Genomic DNA, 18319 nt, shown 5'->3' with positions numbered 1-18319 from the left:
GTTCGACTTGCATGTGTTAAGCACGCCGCCAGCGTTCATCCTGAGCCAGGATCAAACTCTCCGTTGAAGTAAAACAAATCAAACAGACACAACCACACCCACCGGAAATAACGGCGAACACGGCTGCACAAAATTCGAAACCAGCTGAAAACCAGACCACCACACACGGGGGTGCGCGACAATCCGGCCATAATTTCAACCAATCAAAAAACAATCGGTATCAACAAACTTGGCACACTATTGAGTTCTCAAACAACAGACACACCCGGCACCACCCACACCCACCAAAGGGTCCAAGATCGCTCCGGAGCAACTTTTCAAACGTACCCGATCAACCGGATCTTCGCAAATCAGCGTTTCCGCGATTTTTGATCCGATCTTCGGCCCCACCAGTGGATGGCACGCTCAAAAGCGAGCCATTTTCCAGGCTGTTATCAAGGGGGTCGGCCTCCGCGGTTCTCAGCTCCAGGCTGTCTCACTCGCGGCGACTCAGAAGACATTACACGTCCGCCGCCCCCGGCACAAATCCACCCCGCCGTCGACCGAAACCCCCGCAAACACAGGGCGAACGGCCCCACAGCCCGGTCGAATCACGTTCAAGCGAACGAAATCAACTCACGTGAAGCCCGTCACACCCTGATTGATGGCGGTAGCCGGCCGGGATCTGAGGGGGCGACAGCCCAAACGCGTACTGACGTCTACCGCCGTCGACGGCCGGTGAGAGAGCGTTGGCCACAAACCGCGAATAGGTGAGAGAGCGTCGGGCACAAACGGCGAATAGGTGAGAGAGCGTCGGGCACAAACGGCGAATAGGTGAGAGAGCGTCGGGCACAAACGGCGAATAGGTGAGAGAGCGTTGATCAAAAGCGGTGATTAGCCCGCAGCGGATGACGACCACCCGCGACCACGCTTAAACGCAGAAAGAGCCGGCAACCATAACGGTTGCCGGCTCTTTCAGAGCTTCGTGATTACCAGGAAGACTTGGTGATGCCCGGGAGCTCACCACGGTGAGCCATGTCGCGGAAGCGAACACGGGAGATACCGAACTTCTGGAGCGTGCCACGGGGACGGCCGTCGATCTGGTCGCGGTTACGCAGACGGATCGGGGAGGCGTTGCGGGGCAGCTTCTGCAGGCCGAGGCGTGCAGCTTCGCGTGCTTCGTCAGTCGCGTTGGGGTCAACCAGGGTCTTCTTCAGTTCGAGACGCTTGGCAGCGTAACGCTCAACAATGACCTTGCGCTGCTCGTTGCGAGCAATCTTGGACTTCTTTGCCATGTGTTTAGCGCTCCTCTCGGAATTCGACGTGCTGGCGGATCTTGGGGTCGTACTTCTTCAAGACCAGGCGGTCAGGATCGTTACGACGGTTCTTGCGGGTTACGTAGGTGTAACCCGTGCCCGCGGTGGACTTCAGCTTGATGATCGGACGTACGTCCTTGTCCTTTGCCATTAGAGCTTTACTCCTCGTGCCAGGATGTCGGCGACGACAGAGTCGATGCCGCGTACGTCGATGGTCTTGATGCCACGGGCTGACAGGGTCAGCGTGACATTACGGCGCAGGGACGGAACCCAGTAGCGCTTCTTCTGAATGTTCGGATCGAACCGGCGCTTGTTGCGACGGTGCGAGTGCGAAATGCTGTGTCCAAAGCCCGGCTCGGCTCCGGTCACTTGGCAGTGTGCTGCCATGACTCTCCTCCAAAGATTGAATGTAACGGCGTGCAGATGTTCCTGCGTTACCGTGCGACAGGCAGCGTCCGCAGCCGGATCCAGACCATTTCGGTAGTTTCCGCACCAAGTGCGGCGAAGAAGGCTGGCCTCAGGATGGTCAGTGAAACACTGGATCAGGTCCTGGGATACCGGGCGAATACAGGAATGCACGCAACTTGAGCCCCTAACTACCGGCCAACGGGACGTCAGTCAGACTGACCTTCACCACCAACCGGAGCAATTGCACACGATCCGCACTACCTAGCGCCTAACTATTCTACGGGCCAGGCCAAATTAAGACCAATCAGGCATCATACGCCCCCTAAAGCTCTTTCACAGCAGAACGAAAGGATGCTTGGCGAGTCTTAGGTCATGACCTCATTACTGACCCCTGATACCCCGGTGGAAACCACGCCGGCGCCGGTCCAGCGCAAGGTGCCGGACGCCGTCGAGCGCTTTCGTCCGCAGGCCCGACGGCGGCTGGCCCGGGGCGACATCCTGGGTTTTCTCGGGTGGTTGTCACCGATTGCCGCGGTTGCCTTGTGGCTGTCCGACGGCGGCGCGACGGGATTCTCTTCGTTCGCCGGAACAATGACGGCACTCGGAATTGTGGCTGGTCTGGTGGGCATGGACCTGGTGCTGCTGATGCTCCTGCTCGCGGCGAGGATTCCGTTCATCGACAACACGATCGGGCATGACAGGGCCCTGGAAATCCACAAGACGCTGGGCAAGCCGGCACTCTACTTACTCTTGGCCCACGGAATTTTCATCGCGATTGGATACGGCGCAGCGGAGGGGCTGGACCCCATCAGCGAGTCCGTCTCCCTGTGGGTCAACGTGCCTGACATGTGGCTCGCGTTCGTGTCGATGGCACTGTTCATCGCCGTCGTGGTCACGTCCCTGGTGGCTGTCCGCCGACGCTTTCCCTACGAGTTCTGGTACTGGATCCACCTGCTGACCTACGCGGCCGTGGCGGCGGCGATTCCTCATCAGTTCAGCGTGGGCGGCCTGTTCGCCGAGGGCACCTGGCAGCGCTGGTATTGGCTGCTGCTGTGCGTAGGGACGGGCGCAGCGCTGCTGGTCTACCGCGTGTACCAGCCACTGGCCGCGAGTTTTCGGCACCAACTCAGGGTGAGCCGGGTGGTACGGGTGGCGCCGGACGTGTTCAGCATTGAGATGACGGGCCAACACCTTGAACGGCTGGCCGGATCCGGCGGGCGGTTCTTCTTCTGGAGGTTCCTCACTGCAGGACATTGGTGGCAGGCCCACCCCTTCAGTTTGTCCGCGGAACCGGCCCCGGCCGTGTCAGCTGGCCGTGGGTCGGCAGTTCAGGCAACGGCAGGCCGCGGCAAACTGCGCATCACGGTCCGGAACCTCGGCGACGGTTCAGCTCGCCTTGCCAGGATCAAGCCGGGGACCAAAGTAGCCATCGAGGGGCCCTACGGAATGTTCAGCACGGCCGCACGATCCCGCAACAAGGTGGTGATGATCGGCGCCGGCATCGGCATTACTCCGCTGCGATCGCTCCTTGAATCCACTCCCTTCGAACCCGGCCAGGCTACCGTCCTTCTCCGTGGTCACGACGAGTCGGAGCTCTTCCTGGGGCAGGAAATCATGGCTTTGTGCCAGGCACGGGGCGTCACGCTCTTCCACCTGACCGGTCCACGATCCCGCGGCAATCACGCCTGGCTCCCGCAGTCGGCGGCGGAGGCCGGGTTCACGCTCACTTCCTACGCACCCGGCATTGCCGACGCCGATGTTTATGTGTGCGGCCCAACTCCCTGGGCTGCCTCCGTCATCCGGGATGTGCGGTCCGCGGGTGTCCCGGTAGAACAACTCCACTACGAAAGGTTTGACTGGTGAGGATCAGAGCAGCAATGGCAACGGCCCTGGCGTCCGCGGGCATCCTGCTGGCAGGCTGGCAGTCCGGGGCTCACATCGCCGAAACCGGCACGGCAACCACCACCAGCCTGAGCAGCAGCGCCACCAGCGGCGGATCAGCCACCAGCGGCAGCACCGGCTCCGGCGGCGCCGGCTCAGGCACCACAGGTTCCGACAGCACCGGCTCCAGCGGCACAGGTTCCAGCGGCAGCCCGGCGTCCGGAAGTACGACGTCGGCCACGTACGACGGCGCGTCCGTCCAGACCCGCTTCGGGACTGTCCAGGTGCAGGTGACAATCCAGGACGGCAAGATCACCGAGGTCACTCCCCTCCAGCTCACGGATGCCGAGCGGAAGTCGGCACAGATCAGCAGCCGCGCAGCTCCCGTTCTGCGGTCCGAGGTCCTCCAAGCCCAGTCAGCCAACGTCCAGACCATCGGTGGGGCGACGGTTACCAGCGACGCCTACCTCAGCTCACTCCAGGCAGCCCTCGATGCAGCCAATTTCTAGCGGTCAACAGCTCCGTGCGCGAACATTCCGCAGCATGGGCACCGTGGTGAGCCTGACGGTGGCGAGCAGCACCTACGCCCAAACAGCCGTGGATGAACTCGAGTCCGCCGTCGACGTTGTGGAGGGTGTCTTTGCGCATCTTGACCTGACATTCAGCCTGTACAGGAGCGGCTCCGAAGCGAGCAGGCTTGCCCGTGGTGAAATGACGCTCGCGTACGCCTCGGAAACCATGCAGGAACTTTACGCAGAGGCCTCGGAGTGGCGGTTGGCAACGGACGGCGCCTTCACGGCCGAACGCCCGGATGGCACCTTGGACCTCTCCGGAATCGTGAAAGCCCATGCAGCGCGCGAGGCGGCATTGTCGCTCAGCGCCCTCGGCCTGCGGAACTGGTGTTTGAACGCGGGTGGCGACGTACTGGTGAGCGGTTCGCCGGGAGCGGCCGCGCATGAACCATGGCTGGCCGGCATCGTGGACCCCTTGGATCGCCAAGCCCTACTGGGCGCGTTCCCTCTGCAGTCCATGAGTGCGCTGGCGACGTCGGGCTCCGCCGAGCGGGGAGAACACATCTGGGCCGTTGGCGGAACCAGGCCCGAGTTTGCCCAGGTTTCAGTGGCGGCCGGCGATATCGTCACCGCGGATGTCCTGGCCACAGCTATCGTCGCCGGCGGTACCCGGACGTTGGACCAAGCAGTGGAAAAGTGGAACGCGGACGTGCTGGCAGTACGGCGGGATGGAACGCTGCTTGCCACTCCGGGATTCCGGAATGCGGCCTAGAGCGGCCTGATCAGCTCTGCGTACTTCGGGCTGAGTCCGTCGCCGGAAGAAACCCCCCGCACACGCCGGGCTACCCATGGCGCGGCCGATTCCTTCAGCCAGCGAGCATTGGCCTTCAACGCTTCAACCCGGTTCAAGAGCCGAACGGGAGCAAGCTCGGGAACCTCGATGACATGCTCGTGCTCAAGAACATCGAGGACGCGCTTTGCCATGTTCACGTGGCCGGCGGTGGACATGTGCATCCGGTCCTCGTCCCACAGCCGCCAGTCGTCGTATTCAGCAAAGCGCCAGTAGTCCACCAACAACGCACCGTGGTTTTCCGCTATTTCCCGGACCAGTTCGTTGTAAATGGCGGTGCGTCCGCGCATGGCGCTGAAGACTTTGGAGCCCTTGGCGTCAAAGCCCGTGAAGAGGACCACCGTGGCGCCTGTCGCGCTCAACGCTGCAATGCCGGCGTCGTACTCCTGAAGAAGCGAGTCAATGTCGATCTTGGGCCGAAGGATGTCGTTCGCCCCCGCGTACAGCGTCACCAGGGTTGGATTCATGGCGACGGCGGCGTCCACCTGTTCCGCCATGATCTGGCGGAGCTTCCGGCCACGGATGGCCAGGTTGGCGTACCCGAAGTCCGCATTGCTGTGGGCGAGCTGCCCGGCCACGATGTCGGCCCAGCCCCGCACACCGTTGGGGCGGGTGGGGTCGGCGTCGCCAACACCTTCAGTGAACGAGTCACCCAGCGCAACGTAACGGGCAGAAAAATCCATGCCGTCAGTCTGCCACTTCAACGTTCAAGGCCACAAAGCCCGGGCTTAGGAGTCGCGCAGGATCCAGTGGTTGTTGTCCAAACGGGCCACGATCTTCTCGCCGATACGTGCGAGGTCTGCAACGTCGTCCGGGCTCAGCGAATCCAACATCAGCGCGCGCACGGATTCCACGTGTCCCGGGGCAAGGGAAACGATGGTGGACATGCCGGCATCGGTCAGGTGGGCTACCGTGACACGGGCGTCTCCGGGGTGCGCCTGCCGCTCCACCCAGCCGCGTTTCTGCAGCTTGGTAACCACGTGCGAGAGGCGCGACAAGGAGGCACTTGTGCGCGCAGCAAGCTCACTCATGGGAAGGTAGCGGCCCTCGGTTTCGGAGAGCATCGCAAGGACGTTGTAGTCGAACAGGGACAGTTTTCCGGCAGATTGGAGCTGGGTGTCCAAGGCCGAGGGGAGCAAGGTGTTAATGCTCAGGAGGGCCAGCCAGGCACGGCGTTCGTCGGCGTTCAGCCAGCGGGGTTGAGTCATGAAACCATCTTAGGAGAATTAGCTACTTCCATAGCTTCCACGGCGGGTCCAGGCGATAGGCTGGCGGCATGTTTGTAGTCTCATTGACCTACAAGGTTCCCGACGAAATCGTCGACTTCCACCGCCCGGGCCATATGGCCTGGCTCAAGGATGCTTTCGACGGCGGCATCTTCCTTGCGTCCGGTCGCCGCGTCCCAGCCACGGGAGGCGTCCTGCTGTCCAAAGTGGACAGGGCCACCTTGGATGCGTCCTTGGCCGAGGACCCTTTCTACAGCAATGGTGTAGCCGAGTTCGAGATCATCGAATTCACGGCCACCAGCGTCGCCGAGGGTTACGAAAACCTGCTGGACAGCTGAGGACGCTGCGCTTTCGCAGTCCCCAACCGCTCCGGCAGCACCACCGGCATGAGCTCCGGCCACCGCGCCCCCAGGCGGTCCCCACTTGAGATACCGCGGAGCCGCCGCGCAAACCAAGGCCCGACGTCGCGCCTCAGCCAGGCGACGTCGTCGGCCATGTTTTCGGCGCGGGTCCGCGGACGGGGCGCTGCCAGGATTGGCGATTGGAGCGAGTGCGGCGCTTTGAGGACCTCAAGAACTTTCTTGGCCATGTAGCTGTGACCTGGAGAGGCCATGTGCAGACGGTCCGGAGCCCACAACCGCGGGTCCTGGAACTTCTCGAAGCACCAATAGTCCACCAGCAAGGTTTCATACTTTGCCGCAATCCGCCGGATGGTCCGGTTGTAGATTGCCGTGCGCATCTTCAACGGCTCCAGCAAAGGGGACAGAGGGACGTTGTAGCCGGTGAACAACAGGACCGTGGCTCCGCTGGCTTTGAGGCGCCTGACCGCGTCTTCGTAGTCCCTCATGAGTTTGGCCATATTGAGCCGTGCCATCAAGAGATCGTTTCCGCCCGCGTAGAAGCTCAGCAGCGTGGGCTTCATGGCCAGGGCGGGTTCGATTTGTTCGTCGATGATCCGGTGGAGTCGCCGGCCGCGAATGGCCAGGTTGGCGTAGCGCGTCCCGTCATCGTGACGGGCGAGCTCCTCAGCCACCCGGTCTGCCCAGCCACGGCAATTGTTCGGCAGCCTCAGATCGTTGTCTCCCACGCCTTCAGTGAAGGAGTCGCCAAGCGCAACAAATCGGATGGACTCTTTCATCGCGCTGATTCCCTCACTGCGCTGCCTCCCGCTGTTCCATGAGCTTTTTCAAACCACCTTTGCGGGGCACCTTCACGGGCTTCGGCCAGCGGGGGCTCAGCGTGTCGCCGAGAGTCACGCCGCGCAGTTTGCGGCCGAACAGTGGCACCACCCAGTCATTGACCCATCGGCGCTGCCGGCGCTCCCACTCACGCACGGACATTCGCAGGGGCGGATCCCACTCCTTGGGCGAGATCTTGTGCGGCACGTTGAGATGGTCCAGGACCTGGGCGGCCAAATACTTGTGGCCCGCCTTGGACATGTGGAGCCGGTCCGGGGCCCACATCCGCGAGTCCTTGTAAGCCTCGAAGCACCAGTAGTCCACCAGAACGGCCTCGTATTTTGCAGCGATATCGCGGACTCGTTGGTTGTACAGGGTGTTGCGCTTCTTGAAGGGTTCCAGGACGGCGGACACCTTCACATCGAACCCGGTGAACAGCACCAAGGTGGCCCCGGTTTCACTCAGTCGCGCAACGAGTAACTCGTAGTCGTTGAGGAGCGCATCCATGTCCGTCCCGAAGTCCAGGATGTCGTTGCCGCCGGCGTACAGCGTGATGAGCGTGGGCTCCATTGCCAGCGCTGGCTCCAGCTGTTCGTCGATGATGTGCCGGAGCCGCTTGCTGCGCACGGCCAGGTTGGCGTATTCCCACCCCGGTTGTGCCTTGGCCAGCTTCTCCGCCACCCTGTCTGCCCATCCACGCACCCCATTGGGCAGGACCTTGCTGGTGTCCCCCACGCCCTCGGTGAAGGAATCCCCGATGGCGACATACCGCCGTCGAACGTTGTTTCCGGTCCCGAAATCTCCCCGCACGCAACCGACGCTACCCGGCCCCGGTTAAGCCCGAACCAACCGCAGGTGAACCAACGCTCTCTCACCAAACGCCCATTTGCGGGAACGCTCTCTCACCAACCGAGAGAGGGTTCACCCAAACACGACGAAAGGTGAGAGAGGGTTCACCGAAAGGCGACCAAAGGTGAGAGAGCGTTCACCCAAACACGACGAAAGGTGAGAGAGCGTTCACCCAAACACGACGAAAGGTGAGAGAGGGTCCGGAAGGGCGGAGCGCATCCGGGAGCAGGAGGTTTAGCCTTCCGCCTTGCCTCGCCGCCAGTAGCCCATGAACGCCACTTGCTTACGGTCGATGCCAACATCCCGAACCAGGTACCGCCGCATTTCCTTGATGACGAAAGCTTCACCGGCGATCCAGGCGTAGAACGGCAGGGCGCCGGCCGGCAGCGTGGGGTTCTTGCTGGCTTCGATGGCTGCAGTGTCCATGCGCTGCGGGGTTTCCCAGAGGATTTCCTGGTCCACGTTGACGTCTTCCGGCTCGGGACCGGCTGCGGTCCCGGTGCCTTTGATGCCCACCCAGCCGGGCACGGGAACGGCCTTGGCGACGGCTTCCTTGAGGAGTTCGCCGTGGGGACGGGAGCGTCCGATCGCGGCACCGCGTGCAAGCCAGGTGATTTCGATATCGGCCGGGGTGACGATGTCCTGGAAGTCGCCGGCTTCGGGTACTTCGAGGAAGGCGTGGCCGGTCATGTCGGCGGGCATGCTTTCGAGGATGGCGCTGATGGCGGGGACTGCGGTTTCGTCGCCGGCCAGGAGCACGCGCTGGGCCAGGCCCGGACGCCATTCGATGCCGCCGTAGGCTCCGGCCGTGGTGCACTGCGCTGCCCTGTTATTGGGGCCGATGATGGTGAGGGCGTCTCCAGGTTTCGCGGAAAGAGCCCAGTTGGCTGCGGGTCCGCCGTGTCCGGCGTCGTCGAAGTGCATGACGAAATCGATGTCGATCTCGGGATACACGGCGTCGAGGCGCTCGGAGCGGACGGTGTACGTGCGCATGTCACCCCGGACGGACGGGTCCATGGCCAACCATTCCTGGTACCACCCGGATTCTTCCATCTTGAAAACAGGCAGCGGAATGACGTTGCCGGATGCGTCGCGGGACGGGATCATCAGCTTCACGCGGAGGTCCAGGGTGTCTCCGGCAACGCCAAAGTCACGCAGGGAGTAGCCGCCAAAGGTGATGCGGCGGAAGCTGGGGCTGAGCTCCTGCACGGCCGTCACGGTGACGTCGAAGGCGAGGGTCATGGGCTCCACGGCGGCGCTTGCTTTTGCCTGGGTCGGTTGTGCACTCATGAGGCGATCTCCAGTTCGTTGGTTGAAGCGGGCTGTGCGTGGTGGCGTCCGATGGGGACGATCAGCGGGGTGCCTGAGATGGGGTCCGGAACCACACGGGATTCCAGGCCGAAGACGTTGAAAACGAGTTCTTCCGTGACCACTCTGGGTGCTGGCCCTTCGGCCACGATGCACCCGCCTTTCATGGCAATGACATGGTCCGCGTAGCGGGCTGCGAGGTTGAGGTCGTGAAGCACGATTGCCACTGTGGTCCCGCGGCTTCGGTTGAGGTCCGTGATCAGGTCCAGGACTTCCACCTGGTGTGCCAGGTCAAGGTAGGTGGTGGGTTCGTCGAGCAGCAGGACGTCGGTTTCCTGGGCTAGGGCCATGGCGATCCAGACACGCTGGCGCTGTCCGCCGGACAGTTCGTCAATGCTTCGCTCAGCGAGTTCCATCGTGGAGGTGGCGTCGAGCGCGCGCTGCACCGCGGCGTCGTCGGCGGCTGACCAGCTGCGGAAGAAGCCTTGGTGCGGGTAGCGGCCGCGGCCCACGAGGTCGCGCACCGTGATGCCGTCCGGGGCTGTGGGGTGCTGCGGGAGCAGGCCGAGAGTGCGCGCAAGTTCACGGGCGGGCCGGGTGTGGATGTCCTTGCCGTCGAGCGTCACGGAACCGCCGGCCGGCTTAAGCAGGCGGGACAGGCCGCGCAGGAGGGTGGACTTGCCGCAGGCGTTGGCACCCACGATCATGGTCACTTTGCCCTCAGGGATTTCAGTGGAGAGCCCCTCCACTACCTTGCGTTGCTCGTATTGGAGCGTCAGGTCCTTGGCATTAAGGATGGCCATGTCAGGCTTCCTTTCGGTTCGACGTGACCAGCAGCCACAGCAGGAAGGGGGCACCGAGGGCGCCGGTGATGACGCCGACAGGGAGGACGGTTCCGTCGAGGATGACGGGGGCGATGTTGGAGGCAAAGAAGTCCGCCAACAAGACAATCAACGCACCGGTGAGGGCCGACGCCGGGAGGCTGGGTTTGCGGACGATACGCCGGGCGATGGGTCCGGCGAGGAAGGCGACGAACGCTACCGGACCGGCGGCGGCGGTTGCGACGGCGGCAAGCCCGACGGCGGTCAGCACCAGTCCCAGCCGGGCGGCGTTGACCTTAATGCCGAGGCCAGCAGCTGCGTCGTCTCCAAGTTCGAGGATGCGCAACGGACCGGCGAGGGCAATGACGGCGGGGATCAGGACCAGCAAAGACACCGCGAGGACGCCTGCGCGGTCCCAGGTGGCGGAGTTCAGGGAGCCGTTGAGCCAGATCAGGGCATCAGCGGCAGTCCGGATATCCGCGCGGGTCATGAGGAAGTTGACCACTGCGTGCAGTGCAGCGGCGATGCCAACGCCGGCAAGGATGAGGCGGTTGCCTGCAGCGTTGCCGCGGCTGCCTCCGCCCGCGCCGGAACCACCGCGGGAGATTGCGTAGATGATGGCCGCGACGCCGAGCGCTCCACCAAGGGCAGCCCCGGAAACCACGGCTCCGGAAGCGCCGAAGATCACGATTGCCGTCACGGCAGCGGCGCTGGCGCCGTAGCTGATGCCGATGATGTCCGGGCTGGCCAGCGGGTTGCGGAGCATGGTCTGGAACAAGGCACCGGCCAGGCCGAAGGAGATGCCGATCATGGTTCCCACAACAGCCCTGGGCAGTTTGTGCTCCATCACGATGAAGCTCGCACCGGGGATTTTCTCGCCGCCGGTCAGGTGGTTGATGACAATGGTGAAGAAGTCGGGGATGGTGACGGTGTAGCTGCCCAGGAGCACGTACACCGCAAACATGACCAGAACGGCGAGTCCCAGGAAGAAGGTGGGGCTCAGCACGCGCCGAAGTGACTTTTGATGACCATGTTTGCCGGGATTATTGGCGTTAAGTGCCAACTCGGTGGGGAGTTTGTGGACAGTTGTCACAGTCCGGCCCCCTTGCCGCGGCGGATGAGCCAGACGAAGACGGGAGCGCCAATGATCGCGGTCATGATGCCTGCGGGGACTTCACCGGGAAGCAAGATGACGCGGCCAACGATGTCGGCGATGATCAGCAGGATGGGGGCCGCAACTGCGGAGAACGGCAGGATCCAGCGGTAGTCCGGGCCGGTGAGGGAGCGGACAGCGTGCGGAATCACGAGGCCCAGGAAGGCAATGGGGCCGGCTACGGCGGTGGCGGATCCACAAAGCAGGACGATTCCCAGCCCGGTGATGCTGCGGGCCAGGGTGACGTTCTGGCCGAGACCGCGGGCAATGTCGTCGCCCAAGGCCAGGCTGTTCAAAATGCGACCGCCGGCCAGGACAATCACGGCCCCGATTGCGAGGAACGGCAGCGCGGGAAGGAGGACGGACCAGTCACGTCCACCGATGGTGCCTACCTGCCAGAAACGAAAGCGGTCGAAGGTGTCCTGGCTGGACACCAGGATCACGTTCATCAGCGAGAACAGGCCAGCGCTCAAGGCCGCACCCGCGAGGGCGAGCTTGACCGGCGTCGCGCCGTCCCGGCCTATGGAGGCGATGGCATAAACCACGACGGCGGCCGCTGCGGCGCCGATGAAAGCGAACCAGATGTAGCCGGAGAGTGAGCCGATACCGAAAACGTAGATCCCGACGACCACTGCGAGAGCGGCACCGGCGTTGAGGCCCAGGATGCCCGGATCCGCAAGCGGGTTGCGGGCGACGCCTTGCATGGCTGCACCGGCCAGGCCAAGTGCGGCTCCGGCAAGCAGGCCCAGCACGGTGCGGGGAATCCGGGCGATGACCACAGCGTGGTTACCGTCTTCCGGATTGAAGTTGGTGAGTGCTTCCCACACTGTGTTGAGGGGAAGTCCTCGCGCGCCGATCGCCAAGGATGCGGCGCAGACTGCGGCGAGTACGACGACGGCCGCCAGCAGCCAAGCGGTGCGCTTGCCTGCCATGCTGCGGGAGACGGTTCCCCCTCCGGTTCCAGCAGCTTCAGGGGCGATGCCTCCCGGGCCAGCCGACACCAAAGTGCCGTTGCCCCGTCCCTGGACTGCCGTCGTCGTACTCAGTTTCATTGCAGTTACTTGCCCGCTGCGTCCGCGGCCTTACCCAGCTGCGGCAGGAACGTGTCCAGCGCCCACGGCAGGCTCAGCGGCGAAGAGGCGGAGATGGAGAGCGTCAGCGTCTGGTCCGAATCAGCAACCAGGGCGCCCTTCTTGATGGCCGGGATCTGGCCAAGCAGCGGGTCGGCCTTGATGGCGTCAGCGGTGGTGGCGTCCGGAACCCAGGTGACGAAAACGTCGGATTCGAGCTCGTTGGCCTTTTCAGCTGACCACGGGATGAAGAATTCCGTGTTGCTCTTGGTGTTCTCAGTAACCACCGGGGCCAGCTTCATGCCGATTTCGGAAAGGAAGCGGGGGCGGTTGTCGATGGCCGTGTAAACGTTGGCGCCATCGCCCTTGGCGGGTTCAAGGTTGCCGTAGATGAAGGTCTTGTCCTTGATCTGCGGGAACTTGGAAACCTTGTCCTTGACAGTGGTTTCGGTGTCCTCGATCAGCTTCTTGGCTTCGGCTTCCTTGCCCAGTGCCTTGCCGATGAGGGTGGTGCTTTCCTGCCACGGCGTGCCGTAGGCGAGCTCCGGCTGTGCAACAACAGGAGCGATTTCGCTGAGCTTCTTGTAGTCAGCCTCTTCCAAACCCGAGTACGCGGCCAGGATAACGTCCGGGCTGAGCTTGGCGATCTCGGTGAAGTTGATGCCATCTGCCTCGGAGAACTGGACCGGAGCCTTGTCGGTGCCAAAGCCGGCGCCGAGCTTCTCCAGCGCTGCGTCCTTCCAAGGGGTGGATCCCTTGTCGTTATTGCCCCACTCGTTCTTCGGGACACCCACGGGGACAACACCCAGGGCGATCGCGACGTCGTCATTGACCCACGAGACGGTGACTACGCGCTTGGGCTGTTCCTTGATGGTGGTCTCACCAAAGACGTTCTTGATGGTCACGGGGAAAGCTGAGGATGCTGCCTGCTCAGAGGCCGGCGCGGAAGTTGCCGGACCAGTGGAGCAGCCAGTGAGTGAAAGGGCGACGGCGGCGATTGCGGCCGTCGCGGTTCCTGCAGTTTTCAGCAGGGCGCGGCGTGGGAGAAGGGAAGCCACGGGACTCCTTAAGTAAGTGATGCGAACCTAAGTAAGGCTAGCCTAGCCTCCCGATAATTAAGAAACGTTTGCGTCACCTAATCCCCCTAGACTGCAGGTTTCGGCGGAATTGAGACGCAGATCACACGCCCTCTCACCTCCCGCCCCCTTTCGGCAGACGCTCTCTCACCTCCCGGCCCCTTTCGGCAGACGCTCTCTCACCTCCCGGTCCCTTTCGGCAGACGCTCTCTCACCTCCCGGTCCCTTTCGGCAGACGCTCTCTCACCTCCCGGTGGACAGCATCCCCGTCATTTTGGGAAGATAGCGGCAGCGGACTACCGCTTCCAAGGAATACGACGAGGGGTTGAGCATGCGCACTGTTTCAGTTGCCGCTGCCGCGGTTGGCGAGGTGGCCGCTTTGGCCTGCTTGGCACTCCCCCACACGCCGGAATCTTTCTAAGCTCGCCAGCCACCCTGATTCAAGGGTCTTGTTGCTGTGCCCTGCGGCTCTTCAGATGACCGGCGCCCCCTGCCATTCCGCGCGCTCCCACTGGGTCAGCGCGGACGTCGACCACTTCCGAAAGAAGCCTTGCCATGCAGAAAATCTCTGCCCAACAAATCCGTTCATCCTTCATCAACGCCAGCCGCTCCGAGGCTGCCAAGCTCAACCTCCCCCGTGACTTCGACGCCCTGGACTGGGACAACCTGGAATTCCTGGGGTGGCGGGACGAGAAAATGCCCCAGCGCGGATACCTCGTTGTTCAGCACCGGGGCAAACTCACCGGGATCCTGCTCCGCGCTCCTGAGGGTGGATCCGGGAAGAGGCGCGTGGTCCTCTGCGAACTCTGCCGTGATGTTTTCTCCAAGGACGATGTGTACCTGTGGGTCGCCAAGAAAGCCGGACAATCGGGCAAAGACGGCAACACCGTAGGGACACTGATCTGCGCCGAGTTCGGTTGCAGCGCCAATGTGCGCAAGGAGCCGCCCGTCAATGAGATCAACCCGGACCCCGCCGCCGTCGTGGTTCGACAGATCGCTGGACTGGAGCAGCGGACGGATCAGTTCCTGGACCGCGTCCGCAGCAAGTAGGCCAATGTAGCTGGCAGTAGTGGTTGTCATGAGGGCTCAGAACAACCACTACTGCCAGTCAGTTGGGTGCCACGGACCCTACCGCAGGACGATGTCCACCGGGTTTGCCTCGGAGCGCCACGCTCCAGGCTCACCAGGGCCGGCGATGACAGGAGCCGTGAGCACGCCCGATCGGTTGGTCCGCTTGTCCCGGAGGATTTCCGTGACGGATCCGAGGTGCCGTGACAGATCGATCACGTTTTCCGGGGCTGCCAGCAACAGTTGGAAGCCGAACTCGTGAAGTGCCTTGATGCCCGCACCCGCGAATTCCTCCGAAGCCAACACAAACGCCTCGTCCATCATCACGGTGCCGTAGGTGGTGAACCCCTGCTCGGCTATACCCAACTGGTAGCTCAGCGCAGCAGCCATGATGAACGCCGTGAAACGCTGGCGCTCACCGCCGGACATGGAGCCGGTATCGGCATGCATGAAGACTTCGGTCTTCTTCTTGGTCGCCTTGCCGGCGCCTGCGGCTTTGCCTGACCTGGAAGCAACCTCGCGGTGTTCCTTGCACTGAATAAACAGGTGCCCGCGAACGTCCAGAACCTCGGCCCGCCAACGCCGATCCTCCGGCGTCTGCGATCCGAGCCGCTTCACCAGGGTTTCCAGCGATTTGTAGCGGGCGGTGAGTTCGGCGTCGTCGTCGACTTCTGCGGGTGAAGCAGCAGCGCCGCGTGACGGCCGCGTGTGCTTCGCCTTGAGCGCGTTCTGGATCGCATCCTTGAACTGTTTGGCCGTGGCCGGAAGCGTCTGCTTGATGTCCAGCTCCAGGAAGCTGCCCTCGTGGAAGTTCACCTCGGACAAGATGCCGTTGAGGGGCAGGATGCGGCTGGTGATACTCCGGCGTTCCTCGTCCAGCAAGTGCAGGAGCGTGCTGAATGACTCGTGCGTGCGCTGGTTGAAGAACAGCCGGAACTCGGCCTCCTGCGCAGGCAAACCGTCGCTCACGATCGCGTGGTACCGGGATTCGAAGTCCCCGGCAGCGCCAATTGACGTACCGTGATCCGCGCTGATGGCGCTCCCCCAGTCGCGAACGAAGGCCTCGAACATGCGGGTCAAGCGCTCGGCGGTCGCCTGGCCCCGGGATTCGGCCGCATGCAGTTCGTCAAGCAGCTTGTTGCGGACACTGTTGGCGAGGTTATCCAGCTCGTGCAGCTCGGAAATCTCCGCGGCGCCCGTAAAGTACGGCTCCAACGCGGCCACGGTGGAGCCCGACGGCGGTGCTTGCTCGAGCTTCAGCCTTGCGGCATCGAGCAGGCCGTCAGCCGTGGTCATCTTGTGGTCGAGCGCCTTGTATTCGCTTTGCAGTACGGCGGCCGTACCTGTGGAGGACTGCTGCTTTTCACGGACGGCTTCGATGTTGGCCCGCAACGGCTCAAGATCGGCCTGGGCTGCCAACGCGTCCACCAAACGCTGCTCGATCCGGGCCACATCGTCCGCGGCAACGGTTGCCGACACCTGCTCCCATGGCCGCTCATCTTCTGCGACCCGGCGGAGCGCTTCCAGCTGACGGGCCATGCCTTGGTGCGAATCCTCACGGCTTTGGGCAAGTTCCGCGGCCTTGGCCAACTCATTTTCCAGCTCACCCACGCGTGCTGCCACCAGCTCGAGCTTGGAAGCATTGTCAAAGCCGAGGACGTAGTCCTGCCGGCCGGTGAACCTGTCATCCTTTTCCACGGTGTGCCGGTTGCGTTTGACTACGCCGCCCAAGCTCAGGCCCTTGTCCATCGAGGAAAGCTCGTCCGGATTCTCGACACACGGGTAAGCAAAGTCCACGGCGATCCGCTCACGGATCCATTCCCCGGCGTCGGCGTTCGCGCCCGAGGTGAGGATGCTCAACTTGGTCAAAAGGTCGCCGTCGGACACGTCCTCCACAGCCAGTGCGCCACCGGCCAGCGGCTTGGAAACATCGACAGCGCGCAGCGCGCCCCTGACCGTATTGTCGTTCAGGTACCGGGTGACGGCCGCGAAGTGCTCACCCGGCACCAGCAACGTGGTGGCGAGGTTACGCAACGCACGTTCGGCAGCTGGGCGCCACTGATCCTGTCCCTCAGCGAGGTCGATCAGCTCGCCGCCAAACGGCATCCGCTCCTCCGGGACGCCGGTTGCGGCTGCGATGGCGGCGCGGTTTTCAATGCTCGACGGCGGCAGCAGGGACTTGCGCGAACGGAGCGAAAGCAACTCCTGCTGAGCCGCGGCAAGCTCTCGCTTCTTGGTGGCATGGCCGTCGAATGCCTCGAAACGAAGCTCCTTCAAAGCCTCCGAATCGTCCTTCAACTCAGCCGAACGGGCAGCTGCCTGCTCATGCGCCTGGTCCCACCCCTCGGCAGACCATTCAAGGTTCAGCCCGGCGTCGGCCAAAGCCTTCCTGGCCGAATCCTCCACCTGCTGACGCAGCTTCAGGCCAACCTTTGCGTTCTCCAACGACTGCTCAATCGCCGAAATCGCGTTACCGCCGCGGTTGTTGTAATCCAGTTCAAGGTCCCGGAGCTCCTTGGACAAGCCGTCCCGCACCGTGCGCTCGGCGGCCAGCTCCTGGGCTTTGGACTGAGCCAACTCCTTGAACCGGGCCAGCGTCTTGGCGTGGACCGTGACCGCGAGCTGCTGCTTGTAGGCCTCGAACTCTTCGCCAGCCAACTCGCGGAGGCGGTTCGCATCCAGCAGTGCCTGCGCGTATTCCTTGTTCAGTCCCGGAACCGGAGCCAACTGGTCGCGCTGCTGCCGCACATCCTCCAGCCGCTGACGAATCGACATCAAGTTGCTGAACTCTTCCACCACGTCATCCGCGGCAGCCAACGTGGCGGGAGCATCAAGAACCTGGTCGCGGAAGAACGTGTTCACGCTGCCGCCCAAGCCCTTGCCCGCCTGGATCACGCGAAGCAGCGGGAGCGCCTGGTCCGAGTTGATGCCAAGAAGCCTACGGAAACGCTCCGCGAACGCCTTATGAACGTCGAACACCTGACCGTCCGGGAAGATTGACTCCAGCGCGCCCTTGGTGAACCGCTTCTGCGCGATGCCCTCGATAGCTTCAAGGTCCAAAGGTTTGCTGTCAATCACATAGAAACGCCCAACACTGGACTCCGTGCCGTTCTTCGGCAGGTCGAACAGCGCCGAGACCGTCACCTTCGTGCCGGCCGCGTTATCAAACGTCAGCGCGACGGCGGACCACGTGGCACCCGGGCGCTGGAAGGCACTCGCCGAGCTTTCCCCTACCGCCTTATCACCCACCTTGCCGCGCATGTAGGTGAACGTGGTCCTCTTGTCCTCCACAGCGCCGCCGGAACGCTGGGCGGCGGCTTCGTTCGAGCGTGGGCGGGCATCGAACACACGGAGCATCGCATCAAAGAGCGTCGACTTCCCGACACCCGAGTTACCCGTAAGGAGTGTGCCCTTGCGGTCCACGTGCATGGTGTGGGCGCCATGGAACGTGCCCCAGTTGACCACCTGCACCAACGCCAAACGCATCTGGCCGGGGTTGGTCAGCTCACCGAGCGGGAGCATGCTTGCGATGGTCACTTTGTGATCCCTTCAGCGTTGGTTCCGTCCGCTGCGGTACCGGACACATGCTCTGCATGCTCGCTCGTGCCTCGCTTAGACGGATGC

18 protein-coding genes and 1 rRNA gene are annotated in these 18319 nt (G+C 63.1%); 5 read left to right on the top strand and 14 right to left on the bottom strand.

Annotated features, from left to right (window positions below):
- The 4 genes from BMY91_RS18310 to rpmB all read right to left on the bottom strand — a co-directional run.
- Positions 1–67: ribosomal RNA gene (locus BMY91_RS18310) — 16S ribosomal RNA — on the bottom strand; the annotation flags it as partial.
- A gap of 901 nt (positions 68–968) precedes the next feature.
- Positions 969–1274 (bottom strand): 30S ribosomal protein S14, encoded by a 306-nt coding sequence (gene rpsN / locus BMY91_RS18305; RefSeq protein WP_011776360.1) that lies wholly within the window; start codon positions 1272–1274, stop codon positions 969–971.
- Positions 1275–1278: 4 nt separating this feature from the next.
- Positions 1279–1446, bottom strand: a complete 168-nt coding sequence (gene rpmG / locus BMY91_RS18300) for a 50S ribosomal protein L33 (protein ID WP_003798558.1) — start codon at positions 1444–1446, stop codon at positions 1279–1281.
- Positions 1446–1682 carry a 50S ribosomal protein L28 gene (rpmB, locus tag BMY91_RS18295; protein WP_011776361.1) on the bottom strand — a complete coding sequence of 79 codons (237 nt, stop codon included), beginning with the start codon at positions 1680–1682 and terminating at the stop codon, positions 1446–1448. The genes rpmG and rpmB overlap by 1 nt, the downstream gene beginning before the upstream one ends.
- Positions 1683–2075: 393 nt before the next feature.
- On the opposite strand from rpmB, the gene BMY91_RS18290 reads away from it, so the two are divergent.
- From BMY91_RS18290 to BMY91_RS18280, 3 genes are read left to right on the top strand one after another with little or no spacing between them, the layout of a single operon-like run.
- Positions 2076–3566: a ferredoxin reductase family protein gene (locus tag BMY91_RS18290; protein ID WP_090824504.1), complete on the top strand. Its 1491-nt coding sequence runs from the start codon at positions 2076–2078 to the stop codon at positions 3564–3566.
- Positions 3563–4093, top strand: a complete 531-nt coding sequence (locus BMY91_RS18285) for an FMN-binding protein (protein WP_254779961.1) — start codon at positions 3563–3565, stop codon at positions 4091–4093. The genes BMY91_RS18290 and BMY91_RS18285 overlap by 4 nt, the downstream gene beginning before the upstream one ends.
- 34 nt (positions 4094–4127) lie before the next feature.
- Positions 4128–4868 (top strand): FAD:protein FMN transferase, encoded by a 741-nt coding sequence (locus BMY91_RS18280; protein WP_175538756.1) that lies wholly within the window; start codon positions 4128–4130, stop codon positions 4866–4868.
- On the opposite strand, the gene BMY91_RS18275 is transcribed toward BMY91_RS18280, so the two are convergent.
- On the bottom strand, positions 4865–5629 hold the full coding sequence (locus BMY91_RS18275) for an SGNH/GDSL hydrolase family protein (protein WP_090824540.1): 765 nt from the start codon (positions 5627–5629) through the stop codon (positions 4865–4867). The genes BMY91_RS18280 and BMY91_RS18275 overlap by 4 nt on opposite strands.
- A gap of 45 nt (positions 5630–5674) precedes the next feature.
- The gene (locus BMY91_RS18270) at positions 5675–6154 is read right to left on the bottom strand and encodes a MarR family winged helix-turn-helix transcriptional regulator (RefSeq protein ID WP_090824497.1); all 480 of its coding nucleotides are present in this window, start codon (positions 6152–6154) and stop codon (positions 5675–5677) included.
- A gap of 68 nt (positions 6155–6222) precedes the next feature.
- Here BMY91_RS18270 and BMY91_RS18265 point away from each other — a divergent pair, with 68 nt between their 5' ends.
- Positions 6223–6510, top strand: coding sequence for a YciI family protein (locus BMY91_RS18265; RefSeq protein ID WP_090824495.1), 288 nt, complete (start codon positions 6223–6225; stop codon positions 6508–6510).
- Here the strand turns inward: BMY91_RS18265 and BMY91_RS18260 are convergent.
- The 7 genes from BMY91_RS18260 to BMY91_RS18230 form a co-directional block, all read right to left on the bottom strand.
- Positions 6486–7310 (bottom strand): SGNH/GDSL hydrolase family protein, encoded by an 825-nt coding sequence (locus tag BMY91_RS18260; RefSeq protein ID WP_090824493.1) that lies wholly within the window; start codon positions 7308–7310, stop codon positions 6486–6488. The genes BMY91_RS18265 and BMY91_RS18260 overlap by 25 nt on opposite strands.
- A 13-nt stretch (positions 7311–7323) precedes the next feature.
- The gene (locus tag BMY91_RS18255) at positions 7324–8160 is read right to left on the bottom strand and encodes an SGNH/GDSL hydrolase family protein (protein ID WP_090824491.1); all 837 of its coding nucleotides are present in this window, start codon (positions 8158–8160) and stop codon (positions 7324–7326) included.
- 273 nt (positions 8161–8433) lie between these two features.
- Positions 8434–9489, bottom strand: coding sequence for a siderophore-interacting protein (locus tag BMY91_RS18250; RefSeq protein WP_090824490.1), 1056 nt, complete (start codon positions 9487–9489; stop codon positions 8434–8436).
- Positions 9486–10310 carry an ABC transporter ATP-binding protein gene (locus tag BMY91_RS18245; protein WP_090824488.1) on the bottom strand — a complete coding sequence of 275 codons (825 nt, stop codon included), beginning with the start codon at positions 10308–10310 and terminating at the stop codon, positions 9486–9488. Before BMY91_RS18245 ends, BMY91_RS18250 begins: the two co-directional genes overlap by 4 nt.
- A gap of 1 nt (position 10311) precedes the next feature.
- Positions 10312–11421: a FecCD family ABC transporter permease gene (locus BMY91_RS18240; RefSeq protein WP_090824486.1), complete on the bottom strand. Its 1110-nt coding sequence runs from the start codon at positions 11419–11421 to the stop codon at positions 10312–10314.
- Positions 11418–12533 carry a FecCD family ABC transporter permease gene (locus BMY91_RS18235; RefSeq protein WP_090824484.1) on the bottom strand — a complete coding sequence of 372 codons (1116 nt, stop codon included), beginning with the start codon at positions 12531–12533 and terminating at the stop codon, positions 11418–11420. Before BMY91_RS18235 ends, BMY91_RS18240 begins: the two co-directional genes overlap by 4 nt.
- Before the next feature lie 5 nt (positions 12534–12538).
- Positions 12539–13609 carry an iron-siderophore ABC transporter substrate-binding protein gene (locus BMY91_RS18230; protein WP_090824483.1) on the bottom strand — a complete coding sequence of 357 codons (1071 nt, stop codon included), beginning with the start codon at positions 13607–13609 and terminating at the stop codon, positions 12539–12541.
- Between the two features lie 573 nt (positions 13610–14182).
- On the opposite strand from BMY91_RS18230, the gene BMY91_RS18225 reads away from it, so the two are divergent.
- Positions 14183–14677 carry an FBP domain-containing protein gene (locus tag BMY91_RS18225; protein WP_090824481.1) on the top strand — a complete coding sequence of 165 codons (495 nt, stop codon included), beginning with the start codon at positions 14183–14185 and terminating at the stop codon, positions 14675–14677.
- Between the two features lie 78 nt (positions 14678–14755).
- On the opposite strand, the gene BMY91_RS18220 is transcribed toward BMY91_RS18225, so the two are convergent.
- Entirely contained in the window at positions 14756–18232 is a 3477-nt protein-coding gene (locus BMY91_RS18220) for an ATP-binding protein (RefSeq protein WP_090824479.1), read from the bottom strand.
- Positions 18233–18319 lie beyond the last annotated feature (87 nt).

It is taken from the genome of Arthrobacter sp. yr096, assembly GCF_900108925.1.
Classification (GTDB): domain Bacteria; phylum Actinomycetota; class Actinomycetes; order Actinomycetales; family Micrococcaceae; genus Arthrobacter.
The sequence above is the reverse complement of the archived record's forward strand: the minus strand, read 5'-3'. Positions and strand labels throughout refer to the sequence as shown.

Excerpts from the sequence above, each read along its gene's own strand:
- rpsN (WP_011776360.1), bottom strand. The coding sequence starts at position 1,274 with ATGGCAAAGAAGTCCAAGATTGCTCGCAACGAGCAGCGCAAGGTCATT.
- rpmG (WP_003798558.1), bottom strand. The coding sequence starts at position 1,446 with ATGGCAAAGGACAAGGACGTACGTCCGATCATCAAGCTGAAGTCCACC.
- rpmB (WP_011776361.1), bottom strand. The coding sequence starts at position 1,682 with ATGGCAGCACACTGCCAAGTGACCGGAGCCGAGCCGGGCTTTGGACAC.
- BMY91_RS18290 (WP_090824504.1), top strand. The coding sequence starts at position 2,076 with ATGACCTCATTACTGACCCCTGATACCCCGGTGGAAACCACGCCGGCG.
- BMY91_RS18280 (WP_175538756.1), top strand. The coding sequence starts at position 4,128 with ATGGGCACCGTGGTGAGCCTGACGGTGGCGAGCAGCACCTACGCCCAA.
- BMY91_RS18275 (WP_090824540.1), bottom strand. The coding sequence starts at position 5,629 with ATGGATTTTTCTGCCCGTTACGTTGCGCTGGGTGACTCGTTCACTGAA.
- BMY91_RS18270 (WP_090824497.1), bottom strand. The coding sequence starts at position 6,154 with ATGACTCAACCCCGCTGGCTGAACGCCGACGAACGCCGTGCCTGGCTG.
- BMY91_RS18265 (WP_090824495.1), top strand. The coding sequence starts at position 6,223 with ATGTTTGTAGTCTCATTGACCTACAAGGTTCCCGACGAAATCGTCGAC.
- BMY91_RS18260 (WP_090824493.1), bottom strand. The coding sequence starts at position 7,310 with ATGAAAGAGTCCATCCGATTTGTTGCGCTTGGCGACTCCTTCACTGAA.
- BMY91_RS18250 (WP_090824490.1), bottom strand. The coding sequence starts at position 9,489 with ATGAGTGCACAACCGACCCAGGCAAAAGCAAGCGCCGCCGTGGAGCCC.
- BMY91_RS18245 (WP_090824488.1), bottom strand. The coding sequence starts at position 10,310 with ATGGCCATCCTTAATGCCAAGGACCTGACGCTCCAATACGAGCAACGC.
- BMY91_RS18235 (WP_090824484.1), bottom strand. The coding sequence starts at position 12,533 with ATGAAACTGAGTACGACGACGGCAGTCCAGGGACGGGGCAACGGCACT.
- BMY91_RS18225 (WP_090824481.1), top strand. The coding sequence starts at position 14,183 with ATGCAGAAAATCTCTGCCCAACAAATCCGTTCATCCTTCATCAACGCC.